The sequence below is a fragment of the Novosphingobium sp. TCA1 genome (assembly GCF_009811895.1).
Lineage (GTDB): Bacteria > Pseudomonadota > Alphaproteobacteria > Sphingomonadales > Sphingomonadaceae > Novosphingobium > Novosphingobium panipatense_A.
Genome location: NZ_BLJH01000001.1, coordinates 323877 through 343140, shown reverse-complemented (window position 1 = coordinate 343140; position 19264 = coordinate 323877). Strand labels below are relative to the sequence as shown.

Genomic DNA, 19264 nt, shown 5'->3' with positions numbered 1-19264 from the left:
CAAGCGAAAGCCGACAAAGTCGTGGATGCGAAAGGACTTGTGAAACCGTTTGAAATTTCCCGCAGGCGGATTTTCAAACAAACTCCTCAAAACTCGACGTCGAGCTCCTCGATATCCTCGGGCTCTTCCAAAGCCGCCGCCAGCCATTCCGCCATCGGTGCCCAGTTCTCGATCGTCTCGCAATAGGCGCGGTGCTGATCCGACATCGGCACCGCATAGCTCAGGAAACGGCGCGTCACCGGTGCATACATGGCATCGGCAATGGTCGGCCTGGCCCCGAAGAGGAAGGGCCCGCGATAGGTATCGAGGCAGTCCTTCCAGATCGTCTCGATCCGCTCGATGTCGGGGCGGGCGCCGGAGAAGATCGGGAAACTCTCGTGCCGCACTTTCAGGTTCATCGGCAGGGCCGAGCGCAAGTTGGTGAAGCCGGAGTGGATTTCGCCCGAAACCGATCGGCAATGCGCCCGCGCGATGGGATCCTTCGGCAGGAGGCCGGCATCGGGAAATTTCTCGTTGAGGTACTCGGCGATCGCCAGCGTATCCCAGACGCTGGCGCCCTCGTGATTGAGGCGCGGCACCAGCACCGAAGGCGTCAGCAGCAGCAGTTCCGCACGATTGGCCGCATCGTTGGGGACATGTTTTTCCTCCACGTCCAGCCCGGCAAGCCGGCACATCAGCCAGCCCCGCAAGGACCAGGCGGAATATGTCTTCGAGGAAATCGTCAGCTGCGCCGGTGCCGTATCGCTCATGGGTCGTGTCCTTGCTGGCGTGCTTTTGCTTGCATCAGCTTATGATGCAGCGCAGCATGAATCCAGCACCGATTGCGCTCCGCCGCGCGAATCGCGCCGCAGGCGAACCCGCGAAACGCAAGTGTCACAGGGGATGCACAGGAATGCTCTATCAAGCGTACCAGACCTGGTCGGACATGCTGACTCCGGCCCGCATGTCGGCGCGCGCCGCCACCGGCTTCCGCGACCAATATCTGGACGGAGCGCGCAGTATGCCTTGGCTGCGACGCTTCTTCGCTCTGGCCGAAGTGTTCGACAAGTCCACCGTCACCCATCGCCGTCCCGACTACGGGATAGACACCGTGATGTCCGGCAACCGCCGGGTCGCGGTGCGCGAGGAAGTCGTGGCGGACCTGCCTTTCTGCAACCTGCTCCATTTCGCCAAGGACGATGTTGCAGCGCCGCAACCGCGCATGCTGGTGGTGGCACCGCTCTCCGGGCACTACGCCACGCTGCTGCGCGATACGGTGCATACCCTGCTCAGCGACCACGATGTCTATATCACCGACTGGAAGAATGCCCGCGACATCCCCCTCAGCAAGGGCGAATTCGGCTTCGACGATTTCGTGGACTACGTGATCCGCTTCCTCCAGGACCTTGCCGACCCCAAGGATACCCGCGGCGCGCATGTCCTGGCGGTATGCCAGCCCTGCGTCCCGGTGCTCGCCGCCGTGGCGGTGATGGCGCAGGACGACGATCCGGCCCAGCCCCGCTCGATGACGCTGATGGGCGGGCCGATCGACACCCGCGAAAGCCCGACCAGCGTGAACGAACTCGCGACCGAGCACCCCTTCATGTGGTTCGAGGACAACATGATCCACACCGTGCCGTACCGCCATGCGGGCGGCGGGCGTAAGGTCTACCCCGGTTTCGTCCAGCTTTCCGCCTTCATGTCGATGAACCTCTCGCGCCACTTCGGGCAGTTCCGCAAGCTCTATCAGGCACTGGCGGACGAGCGGCAGAAGGACGCCGACAAGATCGAGACCTTCTACGAGGAATATCTCGCGGTTCTGGACCTCACGGCCGAATTCTACCTCGAAACCATCGACAAGGTATTCCAGCGCGCCCTGCTCGCCCAGGGCGAACTCGAACATCGCGGGCGCCTGGTGGATTGCGGCGCCATCCGCAAGACCGCGCTGCTCACGGTGGAAGGGGAGCGCGACGATATCTGCGCGGTCGGCCAGACGGCAGCGGCGCATTTCCTGTGCTCCAGCCTGCGCCCCCACCTCAAGCGCCATCATCTCCAGCCGGGCGTCGGCCACTACGGCCTGTTCGCCGGATCGCGCTGGGAAACGCAGGTCTATTCGCAAGTGCGCAACCTGGTCCTGGCGGTAAGCTGATCCGCGTTTCGGGCAGGCAGGGCCGGGTCGACATTCAGTTCAGGTGGAGCCGAGAAGCGTGATTTCCGAGCATCGGAGCGCAGCGGACTTTCGGTCCGTGAGCACCGAAGCGCAGGACATCGCGCTTCGCAGGCCCGCATGGGCGGAATGTCGATCCTGCCCATTTTGCTTGCGTTCCGCGCCCAATAGTCTAAGGGCGCGCCTTCCGTCTCGTGCGCATGCCGGACGGGAAGGACGAAAGCCGGAGGGGCCCCGCAATCCCGCGGACAAGCCAGCGATCGGTTAGATTAGAGAAAAGGAAGCTGCCGTGGCTCTTTATGAGCACGTGTTCCTGGCACGCCAGGACCTCAGCCAGGCGCAAGTCGACGCGCTTGCCGCCGCCGCCACCGAGATCGTCGAGTCGAACCAGGGCAAGGTCACCAAGACCGAGACCTGGGGCCTCAAGAATCTCGCCTACAAGATCAAGCGCAACCGCAAGGCGCACTTCGTGATGCTCAACATCGAAGCTTCGGGCGACGTCGTCGCCGAGCTCGAGCGTCAGACGCAGATCAACGAAGACGTCATCCGTTACGTGACCATCCGCGTCGACGAGCACGAAGCTGGTCCGTCGGTCATGATGCGCAAGAGCGACCGCGAGCGTACGCGCCGTCGCGAACGTGAAGGGAACTGATTTCCATGGCACGTGCATTCTTCCGCCGCCGCAAGTCCTGCCCGTTCTCGGGCAAGAACGCTCCGGCCATCGACTACAAGGACGTGCGTCTGCTCCAGGGCTTCATGTCCGAGCGTGGCAAGATCGTTCCGAGCCGCATCACTGCGGTTTCCGCCAAGAAGCAGCGTGAGCTGAGCCAGGCCATCAAGCGCGCCCGGCACATCGGCCTCCTGCCCTTCATCGTCAAGTAAGGAGGACGAACCTCATGGACATCATCCTCCTGGAACGCGTCGAGAAGCTCGGCAACATCGGCGACGTCGTTTCCGTCAAGGACGGCTTCGCGCGTAACTACCTGCTTCCGAACAAGAAGGCCCTGCGCGCCAACGAGCGTAACAAGCAGGTCTTCGAAGCCAACCGCGCCAAGATCGAAGCCGAAAACGCCGAGCGCCGCTCGGCCGCCCAGACCCAGTCGGGCGACGTCGAAGGCAAGCAGGTCGTTCTGATCCGCGCCTCGTCGAACTCGGGCCAGCTCTACGGTTCGGTTTCGGTTCGCGACATCGTCGACGCTCTCAACGAGCAGGGCGCCAATGTCAGCAAGCAGATGATCGTTCTCGAACGCCCGATCAAGACGATCGGCCTGTTCGACGTTCGCGTCAGCCTGCACCCCGAAGTCTCGGTCACCATCAAGGTGAACGTCGCTCGCTCGCCGGACGAAGCCGACCTGCAGTCGCAGGGCGTGGACGTCATGGCCGCGATGTTCGAACAGGACGTCTCGGGCTTCACCGAAGCTTACGACCCGAACGCCGAACCCGGCGAAATCGCGGTCGAAGAGGACGTTGCCGAGACCGAAGAGGAAGCCTGAGCTTTCTTTTCCCGGCAATGACCACGGGATCGAAGGGCCCTCGCTCCATACGGAGCGGGGGCCCTTTCCTTTTGCACCCCGCACCCCATCTTCACTTCGCCCTGGCCCCGCCCGATTTTCACGCCGCTATTGCACTGCAATACAGATTGCGTAATTACGGGCGATGGAAACGATCAAAAGCACACTCGCGGAACTGGTCCGCGTCTACGAAACCGCCGTCAGCACCCTGCGCGCCGACATTGCCGCCTTTATCAAGAACGGCACCCCGCCCCCGCCCGAACGCCGCGAATCGCGCGCCTGGTCCTACCCGGAACTACGCATCGCCTATGCCGGCGTCGAACGCGGCACGTTCTATGGCCGCTCGTTCGGCAGGCTGAACGAAACCGGGGTCTACGTCACCACGATCACCCGGCCCCGCCTCTTCGCGGACTATATCGAGGAACAGCTGGCGCTGCTCCACGAGGATTACGAAGTGGAGATCACGGTCGGCCCTTCGGCGCAGGAGATCCCCTTCCCCTACGTGCTCGACGGCGTCGGCATGGGCAGCGTCACGCCGCAGGAACTGGCCGCCCACTTCCCGACCACCGAACTCGCCATGATCGGTGACGAGATCGCGGACGGCGTGTTCCGCCAGTCTTCCGAAGAGCCGCTGCCGCTGGCGTTGTTCGACGGGCTTCGCACCGACTTCAGCCTGGCCCGCCTCCAGCACTATACCGGCACCAGCGTCGAGCATTGCCAGCGCTACATCCTCTTCACCAACTACCACCGCTATGTGGACGAGTTCGTGGACTGGGCGGGCCAGCAGATCGGCACGGACGGCTACACCGCGCTTTCGGGCGCCGGGGGCCTCTATCTCGACAGCCCGGTCGACAATGCCCGCGAGCGTCTTTCCGACACGGCCTGGCGCCGCCACCAGATGCCGGCCTATCACCTTATCCGGCCGGACAAGTCGGGCATCACGCTCGTCAACATCGGCGTCGGCCCTTCGAACGCCAAGACCATCACCGATCACCTCGCGGTCATCCGCCCGGAAGTCTGGCTGATGATCGGCCACTGCGGCGGTCTGCGCGAAGGCCAGCGCATCGGCGACTACGTGCTCGCCCATGCCTATCTGCGCGACGACCATGTGCTCGATCCGGTTCTGCCGCCCGAAATCCCGCTGCCCGCGATCGCCGAAGTGCAGCAGGCCCTCGCCTCGGCGGCCGAGACGGTCAGCGGTGAAGGCGGCGCCAATCTCAAGAAGCGCATGCGCACCGGCACCGTCGTCACCACCGACGACCGCAACTGGGAACTGCGCTACACCGAATCCGCGCACCGCTTCAGCCTGAGCCGCGCCATCGGCATCGATATGGAAAGCGCCACGATCAGCGCCCAGGGCTATCGCTTCCGCGTACCCTACGGCACCCTGCTCTGCGTTTCCGACAAGCCGATTCATGGCGAACTCAAGCTGCCGGGCCAGGCCAACCGCTTCTATGAGGAGGCGATTGCCAGCCACCTCAAGATCGGCCTCCAGGCCTGCGACCTGCTCCGCGCCGAGGGTGAGAAGCTGCACTCCCGCAAGCTGCGCGCCTTCAACGAGCCGCCGTTCCGCTGATTTCGCGCGGCACCGCGCCGCAAGATCTGGCCTAACATGACGGGCGCCGCTCCAGCCGGAGCGGCGCCCGTTTGCGCAGGGGATGAGAAAGCCGCAACGCCCCTCTCGTTCCATGCAAAGCGCATGCCATCATTCCGTAAAACCGTCATTTATGGAAATCTTCTGGCTTAATATCTGAAAAATGGATAACATTATGCCGCATCCATAAACAATAGACAGAAATTCTCATGTTACGCGCTTATTTCAATGTGTAGCACGTATTTTACCATTACTTTTCATACTTGGAAATAATAGTTGCGCAACTACAACTCATCCATCCAACAATAGATTTGAACTGTTATTGCCTGATGACAGAGCGTTCATCTTGGGAGCACACCCCCTGATCTGGTTCCGGCCTGCGGCAGACCGCGCGCCGGAAACTGCAAAGGGAGTATTGAATGACATCCGAGATGAAGCGCCTTCTGCTGGCGTCGAGCCTGCTGATGGGCCTGCCCGCCGCAGCGCATGCCCAGGACGGCGCGCCTGCAAGCGAAACCGCAACCGATGCCGCGCCGGAAGGCGGCGCCATCGTCGTGACCGGCTCGCGCCTGTCCAACCCGAACCTCGAATATGCCGCGCCGATCATGGCCGTTTCCTCAAAGGAAATCGCGCTGAGCGGGCAGGTCAACGTCGAGAACATCCTCAAGGACCTGCCGCAGGTGCTGCCGGGTTCGACCGCCGCGTCGAACAATCCGGGCGGCGGCGTCGCCACTGCCGACTTGCGCGGCCTCGGCGCCGAACGCACGCTGGTGCTGGTCAACGGCCACCGCTACGTCTCCTATGACACCAACCAGATCGTCGATCTCAACACGATCCCGACCGCGCTGATCGAGCGCGTCGACGTGGTGACCGGCGGCAAGTCCGCCGTCTACGGTTCGGACGCGGTGACCGGCGTGGTGAACTTCATCACCAAGCAGGACTTCGACGGCGTCCAGGCCAATGCCAACTACCGCCTGACCGGTGAAGGCGACGGCGCGCAGTACAACGGCGGCCTTCTGGTCGGCAAGAATTTCGCCGACGGGCGCGGCAACATCACGATCTACGGCGACTACATGCGCCGCAAGTCGATCCTCCAGTCGGGCCGCAGCTATACGTCGGTGGCACAGACCGACGACGGCGAAGGCGGCCTGATGGGTGGCGGTTCCAGCTCGATCCCGGCTGGCCGCATCGCGCTCGGCGGCAACAACTACAAGTTCGGGCAGGACGGCAGCACGTCGGCCTACACTTCGGCCGATGCCTATAACTACGCCTCGGAAAACTACCTTCAGGTCCCGCAGAAGCGCCAGCTGCTCTCGGCGCAGGCCCACTTCGACGTCAGCGATCACCTGACCCTCTACGGCGAGGGCCAGTACATCCACAACCGCGTGAAGAACCAGCTGGCGCCGACGCCGCTGACGGGCACGTTCTCGCTCGACACCGATTCCTCGTTCCTGTCCTCCGCCACCCAGTCGCTGCTGAGCGGCTACGACACCGATGGCGACGGCTATACTTCGGCATCGGTCTATCGCCGCCTGTCGGAAGTGGGCGACCGCATCTCCAACCTCGACAGCAAGGCCTATCGCGGGCTGATCGGCGCACGCGGGCAGATCTCCGGCGACTGGAACTACGACGCCTACTTCAGCTATTCGCGCACGAAGCAGGTCGAACGCCAGTACGGCAACGTCTCGGCCAGCCGGGTCCAGCAGGCGCTGCTGACCAGCACCGATTCCAGCGGCAATCTCGTCTGCTCGGACAGCAGCAACGGCTGCGTCCCGCTGAACATCTTCGGCGCGGGCAACATCAGCCAGGCAGCGGCGGACTTCATCTCGATCGACACGGTCAACCGCTCGACCATTACCGAGAAAGTCGCCAGCGGCGCGATCACCAACAACAACCTGTTCGATCTGGGCGCAGGCCCTGCGGGTCTGGCGTTCGGCGGCGAGTATCGCAGCGAGCACGGCAGCTTTGACCCGGACGCGGCGCTCGCCTCGGGTGACGTGATCGGCTTCAACGGTTCGGAACCGATCTCGGGCGGATACAACGTCAAGGAACTCTTCGCCGAGTTCAACGTGCCCCTGATCGCGGACAAGCCTTTCGTCGAACGCCTCGAATTCAACGGCGCAGCGCGCTATTCGTACTATTCGACGGCGGCCAAGTCGGTCGGCACTTTCTCGGCAGGCCTCGTCTGGGCACCGATCAAGGACGTCAGCCTGCGCGGCCAGTTCTCTCGCGCCGTACGCGCGCCGACGGTCAACAATCTCTACAGCGGCAACGCCCAGAACTTCGAGCAGGCCACCGACCCCTGCGCGACCTCCGCGGCACTTTCCAGTGCCAGCCTCAACGCCAGCTGCGCCTCTTCGGGCATTCCAGCGAACCTGATCGGCACCGAATACAACGGCGGCGATTCGCAGATCGAAAGCTACAACGGCGGCAATACCTCGCTGCGCGAGGAAACGGCGAACACCTGGACCTTCGGCACGATGATCCAGCCCCGCTTCATTCCGGGCCTGTCGCTCACCGTCGACTATTACCACATCAAGATCGACAACTACATCACCGCCGCCGGCACTTCGAACATCATCTCGGCCTGCTACGGCACCGCCGCGAACGGATGGACGCCATACGACACCAGCTACTGCTCGCTGCTGCCGCGTGACGGCAACAGCTATACGATCACCGGCGCGGTCGACAATCTGTCCAATTCGGGCGGCATGAAGACCGACGGCATCGACTTCGACATGCAGTATGCGATCCCGCTGGCCTTCGGGCAGAACGGGTCGAGCAAGCTGACCCTGCGCGCCAGCGGCACCCGCCTGATGAACTTCACGTTCAAGCCGATCGCGGCCCTTTCCGACCTGACCGTGGACTGCGCGGGCAAGTTCGGCCTGCTCTGTGGCAACGTCTATGCCAAGTGGCGCCTCAACGGCCGCGTGACCTGGTCGACCGAGGGCAAGACGCTCTCGCTCGCCTGGCGCCACCTCTCGCCGGTCAAGGACGACGATGCCTCGACGACTTACAGCGTCGAGAAGATCAAGGCCTACGACTACTTCGATCTCACCGCGCAGATCGACGTGGCCAAGCGCTTCACCTGGAATATCGGCATGAACAACATGTTCAACCGCAAGCCGCCAATCCTCGGTGACAACCAGGAACAGTCGAACACCTACCCGACGACCTATGATGTCTACGGCCGCACGTTCTTCACCGGCATCACGGTGGACTTCTAAGCGCCCACGAAAAAGGGGAGCCGGCGCGAACCGGCTCCCCTTGTCGGCTGCGAAGCGGCCCCGGCGACATCACGTTGCCGGGGCCGTTCCCGTTACCAGCCCTGCTTCTCGCCCTTGTTCTGCTCGTCGAGCCACTTCTTGAGCGGCGCGAAGTAGTCGAGCATCGGCTTGGCGCTCATCTGCGGGGTGCCGGTGAAAGCCTTGAGCGCTTCCGGCCAAGGCTTCGACATGCCCATTTCCAGCATCTTGTTGAGATTCGCGCCGACCTTCTTGTCGCCGTAGAAGCTGCAACGGTGCAGCGGTCCCTTCCAGCCGGCCTGCTTGCACGCGGCCTGGTAGAACTGGAACTGCAGGATGCGGGCCAGGAAGTAGCGCGTGTAGGGCGTGTTGCCCGGTACGTGGAACTTGGCACCGGCATCGAAACCGTCGTCGCTACGGGCGGCGGGAGGCGTGATGCCCTGGTAGTCCAGACGCATCTTGGTCCAGGCCTTGTTGTAGTCGGCAGGCTGGATCGAACCGTCGAAGATGCCCCAGCGATAGCGGTCGATCAGCAGGCCGAACGGCAGGAACGCCACCTTGTCCATCGCCTGACGCAGCAGCAGGCCGATGTCCTTGTCGGCGCTGGGAACCTTCGCCTTGTCGAGCAGGCCGATCTGCACGAGGTACTGCGGCGTGATCGACAGCGCGATGAAATCGCCGATCGCCTCGTGGAAGCCGTCGTTGGCGCCGTTGAGGTAGAGGAACGGCTGCTTGTTGTAGGCGCGCTGGTAGTAGTTGTGGCCGAGTTCGTGGTGGATCGTCACGAAGTCGTTGGAATCGACCTTGGTGCACATCTTGATGCGGATGTCGTCCTTGTTGTCGACGTTCCAGGCCGAAGCGTGGCAGATCACCTCGCGGTCGGCAGGCTTCACGATCATCGAGCGCTTCCAGAACGTCTCCGGCAGCTGCGCAAAGCCGAGCGACGAGTAGAAGCCCTCGCCCGCCTTCACCATGTCGATCGGCGTGCGGCCCTGCGCCTTCAGCAGGTCACCGATGTCATAGCCGAGATCGCCCGCGCCCTTCGGCGCCACCAGCGGATAGATCGTGCCCCATTCCTGCGCCCACATGTTACCCAGCAGGTCCGCGCGGATCGCGCCGGTCCTGGGCTGCACGGCATCGCCGTACTTCTCGTTGAGCTTGTGGCGCACGTAAGTGTGCAGCGCCATGTAAAGCGGCTTCACTTCTTCCCAGAGACGCTGGGTCTCGGCCGAGAACTGCTCCGGCGTCATGTCGTAGCCCGAACGCCACATGGCGCCGACATCGGCATAGCCGAGTTCCTTGGCGCCCTGGTTCGCGATACCGACCATCTTCACGTAGTCGGCCTTCATCGGCTTGCCGACATTATCGTGCCAGGTCGTCCACATCTCGGCGAACTGCGCAGGCGTATGGGTCAGGTTGCCCATCTCCGACTCGATGTCCGAGCCGTTGATTTCCTTACCGTCCAGCGTGCCGCGGCCCTTGCCGTATGTGGAGGCCAGGCGCGTGCTGATCTCGCTGAGCTGCGCCGCCGCGCCGGGCGTTGTCGGCGCGGGCAGGACGATGCTCTGGCGCAGGATACCCAGCTTGCGCGAAACGTCTGCATCAAGACCCGGCAGCTTCGCGAACTTCGCCGCTTCCACCGCATAATTGACCTGCTTCTCGGTCAGCAGCCCGTTGGACTGCGCCGCCAGCGCATCGGTATCGTCGGTCAGGTAGGTATAGTTCACCCAGTTGATGCGGGCATTGTCGACCGAGAAATCGAACAGGTCCTTCTCGGCAGCGGCCACGAACTGCGCGGCGCCTTGCGCGGTTTCCGGGTACGACGGCGCGTCCTCGGCAAAGGCCGGCGCGGCCACGCCGAACGAAAGCCCTGCCGCAAGCGCGGCAAGCGCGGTGGATGCGAATTTCATGGGGTATGCCTCATTTGTCTCTCTGATGGCCGGGAGACTAGTCGCCCTCGGCGTGAGATCAACTGTTGAGGGAGGAAGAAAGGGTAAAAGCAGGGGAGCAAAGCCCCCCTGCACCCCCATTACCGTCTAGGTCACGCGGACCGACAGCGTCGTGCGCCCATGGCTTCGTCGGGAGACTTAATGGCTGCGCCGCAAGGAGCGCACGACGGATAGGGCGCGCGCGACGCTGACATTCCGAGGGTCCGGGGGATCTCCTGAGCTTGTCGAAGGACCCCGGAATCTGCTTCTACTTAATCGAGCAGAAACTCGGCCATCGCCCTACCCATATCCTTGAACGTCACCGAGGACATGTGATTGCCCGGCGTCTCGACATAGCGCCCAAGCGGCAGCGCCTCGGCCAGTTCCGGCGCCGAGCCGTTGTCGTGATCCTCCGCCCCGCAAACGCAGAGCGTGGGCATCGCGATCCGGGCGATGGCGTCCGCGCCGGTATCGTCCACCGATCCCAGCAGCAGCCGCGCGGCCACACGGTCGATCTTCATCGACTTCATGAAGGCCTGCGCGACGAAAGCCTTGTCGCCGCGTTCAATCGTGCCGAAGCGATCGATGGCATCCACGAAGTGTGCGCTGCGCCGCGCCCAGCCGGAAAGACCCGAAAGGCCCATGCCACCGAGGATCAGCTTGCGCGGGGCCAGACCCGCCAGCACGCCGCGCACCGCCGTCCGCGCGCCGAGCGAGAAACCGCCGAGGTCGTAGTCGGTGAGACCAAGCGCGGCGATCACCAGCTTGAGATCCTCGACCAGCACGTCGGCGGGATAGGCGGCGGGGTCGTGCGGTGCGCCGCTCTGACCGTGGGCGCGCAGGTCCGGCATGAACACCTCGAATCCGGCATCGGCCAGGATCTTCGCATTGCCGTACTTGATCCAGTTCACATCCGCGCTGGAGAACAGGCCGTGGAGCAGCAGCAAGGGCCGCGCGCCGGTATCGCCCATGACATGCACCGCCAGATCGGTGCCTGCGTAACCTTCGATGACTTCCTTGCGCAGATCGCTCACTTAGGGAACCTCCAGTCCTGCCGCCTTCCAGCGCGAGGCGACGCTTTCGGTCATCGCGCTGTAGTGCCTGGGCAGGTCCTTGGTATCGAGCCACGCGGGATGCAAGCTCTCAGCACCGGAATGCGCGGCGGGGTGAAAGAATTCCGGCCTGTCGAAGCTGCCGAGCGTCAGGTCCATGTTGCCGCTGCTCTCGATGAAGTCGAAACCGAGCGGCGTGCCGCAATGCGCGCAGAACGGGCGATGCGCTATGGGGGAGCTTTGGTACCAGTCCGGCTCCTGCGTCCATTGGACACCGGCCTTCGACACTTGCACGAAAGCCGCCGCGAAGCCGCCGGTCGCCTTCTGGCAATAGCGGCAGTGGCAGAGATAGGCCTCGTCGTTCTCGACCTTGGCCTCGTAGCGAATGCGGCCGCACTGGCAGCCGCCGGTCATGGTTTGGGTCATTGCGCGAGCGTAACCCGGCTGCGGCCCGGAGCAAACCGCAGACAGAGTATAGAAGCCGTGATAGGACGCCACATGGAAACGAACGACCAAGACGTCACCGGCGAAGAAGATAAAGGCGAAATCGCGACGGGCGAGAACCTGCCCTTGAGCAGACCCCAGCGCCGCCTGCTCAAGCGAATCTACAACAGCCGGACGACACCCATCATCGCCGATGACCTGCCATTCCTCACCTACAGGGAAGCCTCCCGCTATCTCCTGTCCCTGCCCGAGGACGCCCGCGAGGCCGCCTATGCCCAAATGAAGGGGTTTGCCGCAGCCGAAGGTCGATAGAAATTTCGAAGCGAAAAGGGCCTGCGAAGCGAATGCTCCGCAGGCCCTTTTCGTTGTTCGATCAGGCCGCAGCCCGCCGCATCAACCCTTCTTGAGGTGACGGCGGCCCAGCAGTTCGGCGATCTGCACCGCGTTGAGCGCGGCGCCCTTGCGCAGGTTGTCCGACACGCACCACAGCGCGAGGCCGTTTTCGACGGTCGGGTCTTCGCGAACGCGGCTGACGTAAGTCGCGCTGTCGCCCACGCTCTCGATCGGGGTGACGTAACCACCGTCCTCACGCTTGTCGACAAGCATGATGCCCGGCGCCTCGCGCAGGATGTCCTGGGCTTCTTCGGCCGAGATTTCGTTCTCGAACTCGATGTTCAGCGATTCCGAGTGACCGACGAAGACCGGCACGCGAACGCAGGTGGCCTGCAGCTTGATCTTGGGATCGAGGATCTTCTTGGTCTCGACCACCATCTTCCATTCTTCCTTGGTCGAACCGTCGTCCAGGAAGCTGTCGATGTGCGGGATCACGTTGAAAGCGATCTGCTTGGTGAACTTCCGGGGCTCGACCTGATCGCCCACGAAGATCGCGCGGCTCTGCTCGAACAGTTCGTCCAGGCCCGCCTTGCCCGCGCCGGAAACCGACTGGTAGGTCGAGACGACGACGCGCTTGATCTTCGCCTTGTCGTGCAGGGGCTTGAGCGCCACGACCATCTGCGCAGTCGAGCAGTTGGGGTTGGCGATGATGTTGCGTGCCTTGTAGCCGTCGATCGCTTCCGGGTTCACTTCCGGCACGATCAGCGGCACGTCCGGGTCCATGCGGTAGAGCGACGAGTTGTCGATCACCACGCAACCTGCGGCAGCGGCCTTGGGCGCGTAAATCTTCGTGGGTTCGGAGCCCGCGGCGAAGAGAGCAATATCCCAGCCGGTGAAGTCGAAATGCTCGATGTTCTTTACTTTGAGCATTTTGCCGGTTTCGCCGAATTCAATCTCGGTCCCGGTCGAACGCGACGAAGCCACCGCTGCGATCTCGTCGCAGGGGAATTCGCGCTCGGCGAGGATGTTGAGCATTTCGCGGCCGACATTTCCGGTCGCGCCGACGACGGCAACCCGGTAACCCATTTCAAGATCCTTCTAGCAAAATCCTGCTGCAAGGCGCGTAGCAGGAAGGCGGGCCGTTACAGGGTGTATGCGCTCCTGACAAGCACCCCCGCAAAAGACTTTCTTTCAAGCAGCCCAATTTGACCGAAAATTACCGCAAGACACCATTCCCAGAAACGAAAAAGGTATCTTGCGACAAACCTCAGTGCGCGGTGGCGGAAGGTGCGGGCGTCTGCGAAGGCGCCGCCGCCAGTTCGTCCGCCTCGGTCCACTCGATCGCTTCGAGCGGCTCGGTCAGCGCCTTGGCGAGCACTTCGTCGACATGCGAAACGGGAATAATATCGATCCCCTGCTTCACGTTGTCGGGAATCTCGGCAAGGTCCTTGCGGTTCTCTTCCGGGATCAGCACGGTGGTGATCCCGCCGCGCAGAGCCGCCAGCAGTTTCTCCTTCAGTCCGCCGATCGGCAGGACCCGGCCGCGCAGCGTGACTTCGCCGGTCATGGCAACGTCCTTGCGCACCGGCACGCCGGTCAGAGTCGAGACGATCGAGGTGACCATGCCGATACCCGCCGAAGGACCATCCTTGGGCACCGCGCCCTCGGGCAGGTGGATGTGGATGTCCTTCTTCTGGATCGTCGAGGGCTTGATGCCGTAAGCGGGCGAACGCGCCTTGACGAAGCTGAAGGCGGCCTGGATCGACTCGCTCATCACGTCGCCCAGCTTGCCGGTGGCCTTGATCTGGCCCTTGCCGGGCACGGTCACGCTTTCGATGGTCAGCAGTTCGCCGCCCACTTCCGTCCAGGCGAGGCCGGTGACGGCGCCCACCTGATGCTCTTCCTCGCCCACGCCGTGGCGGAACTTGCGCACGCCCGCGAACTCGGCAAGGTTTTCCGGGGTGATGACGACTTCGCTCGCCTTGCCTTCCAGGATCTGGCGCAGCGACTTGCGCGCCAGCTTGGCGATCTCGCGCTCCAGCGTACGCACGCCCGCCTCGCGGGTATAATAGCGGATCAGGTCGCGCAGGCCGTCCTGGGTGAGCGTGAACTCACCCTTCTTCAGCCCATGCGCTTCCACCTGCTTGCGCACGAGGTGACGCTCGGCGATCTCGACCTTCTCGTCCTCGGTATAGCCTTCGAGGCGGATGATCTCCATGCGATCGAGCAGCGGCTGCGGCAGGTTCAGGCTGTTCGCGGTGCAGACGAACATCACGTCCGACAGGTCGATGTCGAGTTCCAGATAGTGATCCTGGAACTTGGCATTCTGTTCGGGATCGAGCACTTCGAGCAGCGCCGATGCCGGATCGCCGCGGAAGTCCTGGCCCAGCTTGTCGATCTCGTCGAGCAGGAACAGCGGGTTGGACTTGCCGGCCTTCTTCAGGTTGGTGACGATCTTGCCCGGCAGCGAGCCGATATAAGTGCGGCGGTGGCCGCGAATCTCGGCCTCGTCGCGCACGCCGCCCAGCGACTGGCGGATGAACTCGCGCCCCGTTGCCTTGGCGATCGACTTGCCGAGCGAGGTCTTGCCGACGCCCGGCGGGCCGACGAGGCAGAGGATCGGCCCCTTCAGCTTGTTGGTGCGCGCCTGCACCGCCAGATACTCGACGATGCGGTCCTTGACCTTGTCGAGCGCGTAGTGATCGGCGTCGAGAATCTCCTGGGCCGAGGAAATGTCGCGCTTGAGCTTGCTCTTCTTGCCCCAGGGCAGGCCCAGCAGCACGTCGAGATAGTTGCGGATGACGGTCGCCTCGGCGCTCATCGGCTGCATCGACTTGAGCTTCTTCAACTCCGCCGTCGCCTTTTCGCGCGCTTCCTTGGAGAGGCGCGTCGATTCGATACGCTCCTGAAGCTCCTGAAGCTCGTTCGCTTCGTCGCCGTCGCCGCCGCCGAGTTCCGACTGGATCGCCTTCAGCTGCTCGTTGAGGTAATATTCGCGCTGGGTCTTTTCCATCTGGCGCTTCACGCGGCCACGGATCTTGCGCTCGACCTGCAGGACGCCGAGTTCGCCTTCCATGAAGGAATAGACCATTTCGAGGCGCTTGAGCGGGTCGGGCTCGGAAAGCACCGCCTGCTTGTCGCCCACTTTGGCGGAAAGCTGCGCGGCGATCGTGTCGGCCAGCTTGGCCGCGTCCTCGATCTCGCCGAGCTGGTCGCCGGCATCCTGCGACAGCTTCTTGTTGAGCTTGGCATATTCGCCGAACTGCTCGACCACGGAACGCATCATGGCTGCGGTTTCGGTACCGTCGGCCTCGATCGGCTCGATGCGCTCGACCTGGGCCACCAGCATCTCGCCTTCGGCGGACTGTTCGGTGCGCAGGGTATCCAGCTTCGCGCGTTCCTGCCCCTCGACCAGCACGCGCACGGTGCCGTCCGGCAGCTTGAGCAGCTGGAGAACGCTGGCGATCACGCCGGTGTCGTAAAGGTCGTCGCGATCGGGATCGTCGCAGCCGGGATCGAGCTGGGCGAGGAGAAAGATGTCCTTTTCACCCGCCATCGCTGCTTCCAGCGCAGCGACGGATTTCTCGCGTCCGACGAAAAGCGGCACGACCATGCCGGGAAACACGACGATGTCGCGCAAGGGAAGCAGCGGAAGCAGGTTCAAGGTCATTTCCATTTCACACACACGCGGGGCGGCTGAGAGCCCCCCGGCCTTCGCAGCAAGATATGGGGCCTCTCGCGCCCCACGCAATGGGATTGGCGCCGAAAGACTTGTGGAAGCGCTAACCGCACCCCTTCATCCTTCCCCTAGGCCGTAAACTATAGCACCCCCGGAAAAACCGGGCCTCTTGATACAATATAGCGGATTTCCGCCGGACTTGCCGCATCCCTGACGGAAATCGCGCCGCGCCTTGCAGATATCGCACGGCGCGGCGGAAGGCATTCCCTGCTCAGAACGGCATCTTGAAGCCCGGCGGCAGGCCCATGCCCTGCTGCGCCTTGGCCAGTTCCTCGCCCGCCACCGAGTCCGCCTTGACGCGGGCATCGTTGTAGGCGGCGGCGACCAGGTCCTCGAGGATCTGCTTCTCGCCGGGCTGGAGCAGGCTGTCGTCGATCGACACGCCGATCACGCGGCCCTTGGCCGAGCAGCGGATCTTGACCAGGCCGCCACCCGAAAGTCCTTCGACTTCCATCGAGTCGAGCTTGGCCTGCGCCTCGTTCATCTGCTTCTGGATGGTCTCGGCCGCCTGCTGTGCGGCCTGGAGCATCTCTTCCATCGACTTCATCTCAACGTCTCCAGTTGCGTCCGCCGCCGCCTACGGCGAGCGGACGATCATCCTCGATAATTTCTGCCTGCGGGAAAGCCGCCCGGGTCGCCAGCACCAGCGGATGCTGGCTCACGGCGTCGCTCTCGGCCGCCTTCTTCGCTTCTGCCTGTTCGACCAGGGTCGGCGCGCCCTGTTCCGACACGCGCTGGACTTCCCAGCGTTCGCCGGTCGCCTTGGCAAGCCAGCCGCGCAGCAGACCGGCAATGTCCTCGCTGAAACCGGGCGGCTGCGAGAAGCGCAGCAGGGACTGGCCCAGTTCGACCACCCGCACCTGCATGCGCATGGTATTGGCCGCGGAAAGCTCGCCGACGTGCTCGACGTCCTCGATCAGTTCCTCCCAGCGCCGCGCCGTCATCGCAGGAGACACTGCCCCTGCCTGGACCGCCGCTGCCTGGACCGCAGCCGACGGGGCCGAGCCGAACGAACCGGTGCCTTCCCCTGCCGCCATCGGCGGCGCAGCGGGCGCGCGGGCGGCCAGTTCTTCCAGCTTCCTGACCAGCGAACCGGGATCGGGCATGTCGGAGGCATGCAGGATCCGCAGCAGGGCCATCTGCGCCGCCACCAGCGGGTCCGGCGCGGACTTCACTTCCTCGTGCCCCTTGAGCAGGAGCTGCCAGATGCGATGGACCTGCCCGGCCTTCAGCGCCTTGGCCCAGCCCTCGATCGCCTCGCGTTCCTCGGCGGAATGGGCATCGTGCGCGCCGCCTGCGACTTGGGCCACGGCAACGCGGTGAACCAGCGTCATCAGCCCGCGCATGATCGCGATCGGCTCCACGCCGAGCGCGAACTGATGCGCCACGAGTTCAAGCAGTTCCCCGCCCTTGCCGTCGAGGATCGCGGTGAGGAGCCCGCGCTGCACGCTCTTGTCCGACAGGCCGAGCATGTCGCGCACCTTTTCGGCGCGGACCTTGCCGGGTTCCCCGCCTTCCGCCGCATCGACATCCAGGTCCGCGTCCAGATCCGCATGGGCGATCGCCTGGTCGAGGATCGACAGGCCGTCTCGCACCGAACCTTCGGCCGCCGCGGCGACCATGGCCAGTGCCTCGTCCTCGGCCTCGACGCCTTCGAGCTTGCAGACTTTCGCGAAGTGACCCGCCAGCATCGGCGCGGGAATGCGGCGCAAATCGAACCGCTGACAGCGGGACAGCACGGTGACGGGCAGCTTGTCCACTTCGGTGGTCGCGAACAGGAACTTCACATGGGCCGGAGGTTCCTCAAGCGTCTTCAGCAAGGCATTGAAAGCATTGCGCGAAAGCATGTGGACTTCGTCGATGATATAGATCTTGTAACGCGCCGAAACCGCCGCATAGCGCACGGCCTCGATGATCTCGCGCACGTCGTCGACGCCGGTGTGCGAGGCGGCGTCCATCTCGATCACGTCGATATGGCGGCCTTCGGCAATGGCCTGGCAAGGCTCACAGACGCCACAGGGATCGATCGTCGGGCCGCCCTGCCCGTCCGGTCCGATGCAGTTCAGGGCCTTGGCGATCAGGCGCGCGGTGGAGGTCTTGCCCACCCCGCGCACGCCGGTCATCAGGAAGGCATGGGCCAGCCGGTCGCGCTTGATGGCGTTGGCCAGGGTCTGGACCATGGCTTCCTGCCCGATCAGCTCGGCGAACGTCTGCGGGCGGTACTTGCGCGCGAGCACGCGGTAGGGCTGCGCTGGGGCACTTGCGGAAACGGGAGCGGCGGGCGCCGGAGCGGGTGCGGGCGCTGGCTTCGTCTCGATCGCAGGCTTTTGGCGAGCGGGCTGCGCAACCGGTTCGGGCGCGGGCTCAGGCGCGGGCTCAGGCGGCGAAGCAGGCGCGGGCTCGCCGAACATCGACGCCTGACCGGCCTCCTCCAGCTCCGCCTGGCTCGGTGCGGCCTCTTCCTCCTCCTTGTCGTCCCAAGGGGGGGTATCGCCAAACATGTCGCGTGAATCGTCCATCGCCTGCCAAACTAGGGGGCCGGGGCAAGAATGTCAGGGGAAAAGCAATTTGCTCCACAGCCCAGAGCCGAAACCAGGGCCTTGCGGCGGGTTCGGCAGCAATTTGTCATGAACCGGCCGCCATGAACCGGTTTATCATGATGTGGGCTGAAGGAGCCGGGCGACCCGCCGCTATCCGTTGTGGCTGCTTCCTTCCGGACCTGACCAGGTTGGCGAACGCAAACGTCCACCCGACTCCCGGCCGCGCATATGGCGGCGCGGGAAAGGTTTGTCCAGCCCGGATCGCCAGACTTTTGCGCGCCGACCTTTTCGCGCTCTCCACATCTGGCTCCAGAACGGCATCGGCCCGCGCTCCCCTAGGGAAGCGCGGGCCGATCTGCTGCCTTTAAAGCTTCAGGTGCCTGATATCAGCGGAAATTGTCGGCGTAGGCCTGGATCTTCAGGCGGCGCGGCGGCGTGGCGTGAACTTCCGCCTCGATCCCGTAACGCTCGGCATAGGCCTTCGCGTCTCCCACTTCGGGAAACTTCAGCGTGATCTGCTGCTGCATGTCGCCCGAACCGGCCCAACCCATCAGGGGATCGGGCTTTTTCGCTTCGGCGGGGACGAATTCGAGGACCCACTGGTCCAGCAGTGCCTTGCCGGACTGCATGGCGTTCTTCGGGCGCTGATAGATGCGTGCACTCATGATCGAGCGCTTTGCCTCCGAATCGGGGAGAGAATCAAGCGCAAATCACGTGTCCCCGGATGCTTCG

Annotated in this window: 16 protein-coding genes and 1 other RNA gene; 7 read left to right on the top strand and 10 right to left on the bottom strand. The window is 63.8% G+C overall.

Going from position 1 to position 19264, the window contains the following annotated elements; translation table 11 throughout:
- Positions 1-86: 86 nt before the first annotated feature.
- A complete protein-coding gene (locus tag NTCA1_RS01650) occupies positions 87-749 on the bottom strand; it encodes a glutathione S-transferase (protein WP_159827627.1) in 663 nt (220 codons plus the stop codon).
- Positions 750-892: 143 nt separating this feature from the next.
- On the opposite strand from NTCA1_RS01650, the gene NTCA1_RS01645 reads away from it, so the two are divergent.
- From NTCA1_RS01645 to NTCA1_RS01620, 6 genes are all read left to right on the top strand, one after another.
- A complete protein-coding gene (locus tag NTCA1_RS01645; RefSeq protein WP_159827624.1) occupies positions 893-2128 on the top strand; it encodes a polyhydroxyalkanoate depolymerase in 1236 nt (411 codons plus the stop codon).
- Positions 2129-2435: 307 nt separating this feature from the next.
- Positions 2436-2798 (top strand): 30S ribosomal protein S6, encoded by a 363-nt coding sequence (rpsF, locus tag NTCA1_RS01640; RefSeq protein WP_086490476.1) that lies wholly within the window; start codon positions 2436-2438, stop codon positions 2796-2798.
- 5 nt (positions 2799-2803) lie between these two features.
- Positions 2804-3028: a 30S ribosomal protein S18 gene (gene rpsR / locus NTCA1_RS01635; protein WP_086490477.1), complete on the top strand. Its 225-nt coding sequence runs from the start codon at positions 2804-2806 to the stop codon at positions 3026-3028.
- A gap of 14 nt (positions 3029-3042) precedes the next feature.
- Entirely contained in the window at positions 3043-3639 is a 597-nt protein-coding gene (gene rplI / locus NTCA1_RS01630; protein WP_086490478.1) for a 50S ribosomal protein L9, read from the top strand.
- Between the two features lie 163 nt (positions 3640-3802).
- Positions 3803-5233, top strand: coding sequence for an AMP nucleosidase (locus tag NTCA1_RS01625; RefSeq protein WP_159827621.1), 1431 nt, complete (start codon positions 3803-3805; stop codon positions 5231-5233).
- Between the two features lie 437 nt (positions 5234-5670).
- Positions 5671-8478: a TonB-dependent receptor gene (locus NTCA1_RS01620; RefSeq protein WP_159827618.1), complete on the top strand. Its 2808-nt coding sequence runs from the start codon at positions 5671-5673 to the stop codon at positions 8476-8478.
- 92 nt (positions 8479-8570) lie between these two features.
- On the opposite strand, the gene NTCA1_RS01615 is transcribed toward NTCA1_RS01620, so the two are convergent.
- From NTCA1_RS01615 to NTCA1_RS01605, 3 genes are all read right to left on the bottom strand, one after another.
- Positions 8571-10406, bottom strand: a complete 1836-nt coding sequence (locus NTCA1_RS01615; protein ID WP_159827615.1) for a M2 family metallopeptidase — start codon at positions 10404-10406, stop codon at positions 8571-8573.
- 290 nt (positions 10407-10696) lie between these two features.
- Positions 10697-11458 carry an alpha/beta fold hydrolase gene (locus NTCA1_RS01610; protein WP_159827612.1) on the bottom strand — a complete coding sequence of 254 codons (762 nt, stop codon included), beginning with the start codon at positions 11456-11458 and terminating at the stop codon, positions 10697-10699.
- A complete protein-coding gene (locus tag NTCA1_RS01605; RefSeq protein ID WP_159827609.1) occupies positions 11459-11902 on the bottom strand; it encodes a GFA family protein in 444 nt (147 codons plus the stop codon).
- A gap of 72 nt (positions 11903-11974) precedes the next feature.
- Here NTCA1_RS01605 and NTCA1_RS01600 point away from each other — a divergent pair, with 72 nt between their 5' ends.
- On the top strand, positions 11975-12232 hold the full coding sequence (locus NTCA1_RS01600; protein ID WP_236549038.1) for a hypothetical protein: 258 nt from the start codon (positions 11975-11977) through the stop codon (positions 12230-12232).
- Between the two features lie 81 nt (positions 12233-12313).
- Here the strand turns inward: NTCA1_RS01600 and NTCA1_RS01595 are convergent, their stop codons facing one another.
- From NTCA1_RS01595 to NTCA1_RS01570, 6 genes are all read right to left on the bottom strand, one after another.
- Positions 12314-13339: an aspartate-semialdehyde dehydrogenase gene (locus NTCA1_RS01595; RefSeq protein ID WP_159827606.1), complete on the bottom strand. Its 1026-nt coding sequence runs from the start codon at positions 13337-13339 to the stop codon at positions 12314-12316.
- Between the two features lie 181 nt (positions 13340-13520).
- Positions 13521-15923, bottom strand: coding sequence for an endopeptidase La (lon, locus tag NTCA1_RS01590; protein ID WP_159827603.1), 2403 nt, complete (start codon positions 15921-15923; stop codon positions 13521-13523).
- 280 nt (positions 15924-16203) lie between these two features.
- Positions 16204-16539: a YbaB/EbfC family nucleoid-associated protein gene (locus NTCA1_RS01585; RefSeq protein ID WP_086490485.1), complete on the bottom strand. Its 336-nt coding sequence runs from the start codon at positions 16537-16539 to the stop codon at positions 16204-16206.
- A 1-nt stretch (position 16540) separates the two neighbouring features.
- Positions 16541-18493, bottom strand: coding sequence for a DNA polymerase III subunit gamma/tau (locus tag NTCA1_RS01580; protein ID WP_159827600.1), 1953 nt, complete (start codon positions 18491-18493; stop codon positions 16541-16543).
- A 164-nt stretch (positions 18494-18657) separates the two neighbouring features.
- An RNA gene (gene ffs, locus NTCA1_RS01575) (signal recognition particle sRNA small type) lies at positions 18658-18752 on the bottom strand.
- Between the two features lie 166 nt (positions 18753-18918).
- Complete coding sequence (locus tag NTCA1_RS01570; protein WP_086490486.1) at positions 18919-19197, bottom strand: ETC complex I subunit; 279 nt, start codon at positions 19195-19197, stop codon at positions 18919-18921.
- Between the last annotated feature and the right edge of the window lie 67 nt (positions 19198-19264).

Excerpts from the sequence above, each read along its gene's own strand:
- NTCA1_RS01605 (WP_159827609.1), bottom strand. The coding sequence starts at position 11,902 with ATGACCCAAACCATGACCGGCGGCTGCCAGTGCGGCCGCATTCGCTAC.
- rplI (WP_086490478.1), top strand. The coding sequence starts at position 3,043 with ATGGACATCATCCTCCTGGAACGCGTCGAGAAGCTCGGCAACATCGGC.
- NTCA1_RS01570 (WP_086490486.1), bottom strand. The coding sequence starts at position 19,197 with ATGAGTGCACGCATCTATCAGCGCCCGAAGAACGCCATGCAGTCCGGC.
- NTCA1_RS01625 (WP_159827621.1), top strand. The coding sequence starts at position 3,803 with ATGGAAACGATCAAAAGCACACTCGCGGAACTGGTCCGCGTCTACGAA.
- lon (WP_159827603.1), bottom strand. The coding sequence starts at position 15,923 with ATGACCTTGAACCTGCTTCCGCTGCTTCCCTTGCGCGACATCGTCGTG.
- NTCA1_RS01620 (WP_159827618.1), top strand. The coding sequence starts at position 5,671 with ATGACATCCGAGATGAAGCGCCTTCTGCTGGCGTCGAGCCTGCTGATG.
- NTCA1_RS01600 (WP_236549038.1), top strand. The coding sequence starts at position 11,975 with ATGGAAACGAACGACCAAGACGTCACCGGCGAAGAAGATAAAGGCGAA.
- NTCA1_RS01650 (WP_159827627.1), bottom strand. The coding sequence starts at position 749 with ATGAGCGATACGGCACCGGCGCAGCTGACGATTTCCTCGAAGACATAT.
- NTCA1_RS01580 (WP_159827600.1), bottom strand. The coding sequence starts at position 18,493 with ATGTTTGGCGATACCCCCCCTTGGGACGACAAGGAGGAGGAAGAGGCC.
- NTCA1_RS01645 (WP_159827624.1), top strand. The coding sequence starts at position 893 with ATGCTCTATCAAGCGTACCAGACCTGGTCGGACATGCTGACTCCGGCC.
- NTCA1_RS01595 (WP_159827606.1), bottom strand. The coding sequence starts at position 13,339 with ATGGGTTACCGGGTTGCCGTCGTCGGCGCGACCGGAAATGTCGGCCGC.
- NTCA1_RS01615 (WP_159827615.1), bottom strand. The coding sequence starts at position 10,406 with ATGAAATTCGCATCCACCGCGCTTGCCGCGCTTGCGGCAGGGCTTTCG.
- NTCA1_RS01585 (WP_086490485.1), bottom strand. The coding sequence starts at position 16,539 with ATGAAGTCGATGGAAGAGATGCTCCAGGCCGCACAGCAGGCGGCCGAG.
- rpsR (WP_086490477.1), top strand. The coding sequence starts at position 2,804 with ATGGCACGTGCATTCTTCCGCCGCCGCAAGTCCTGCCCGTTCTCGGGC.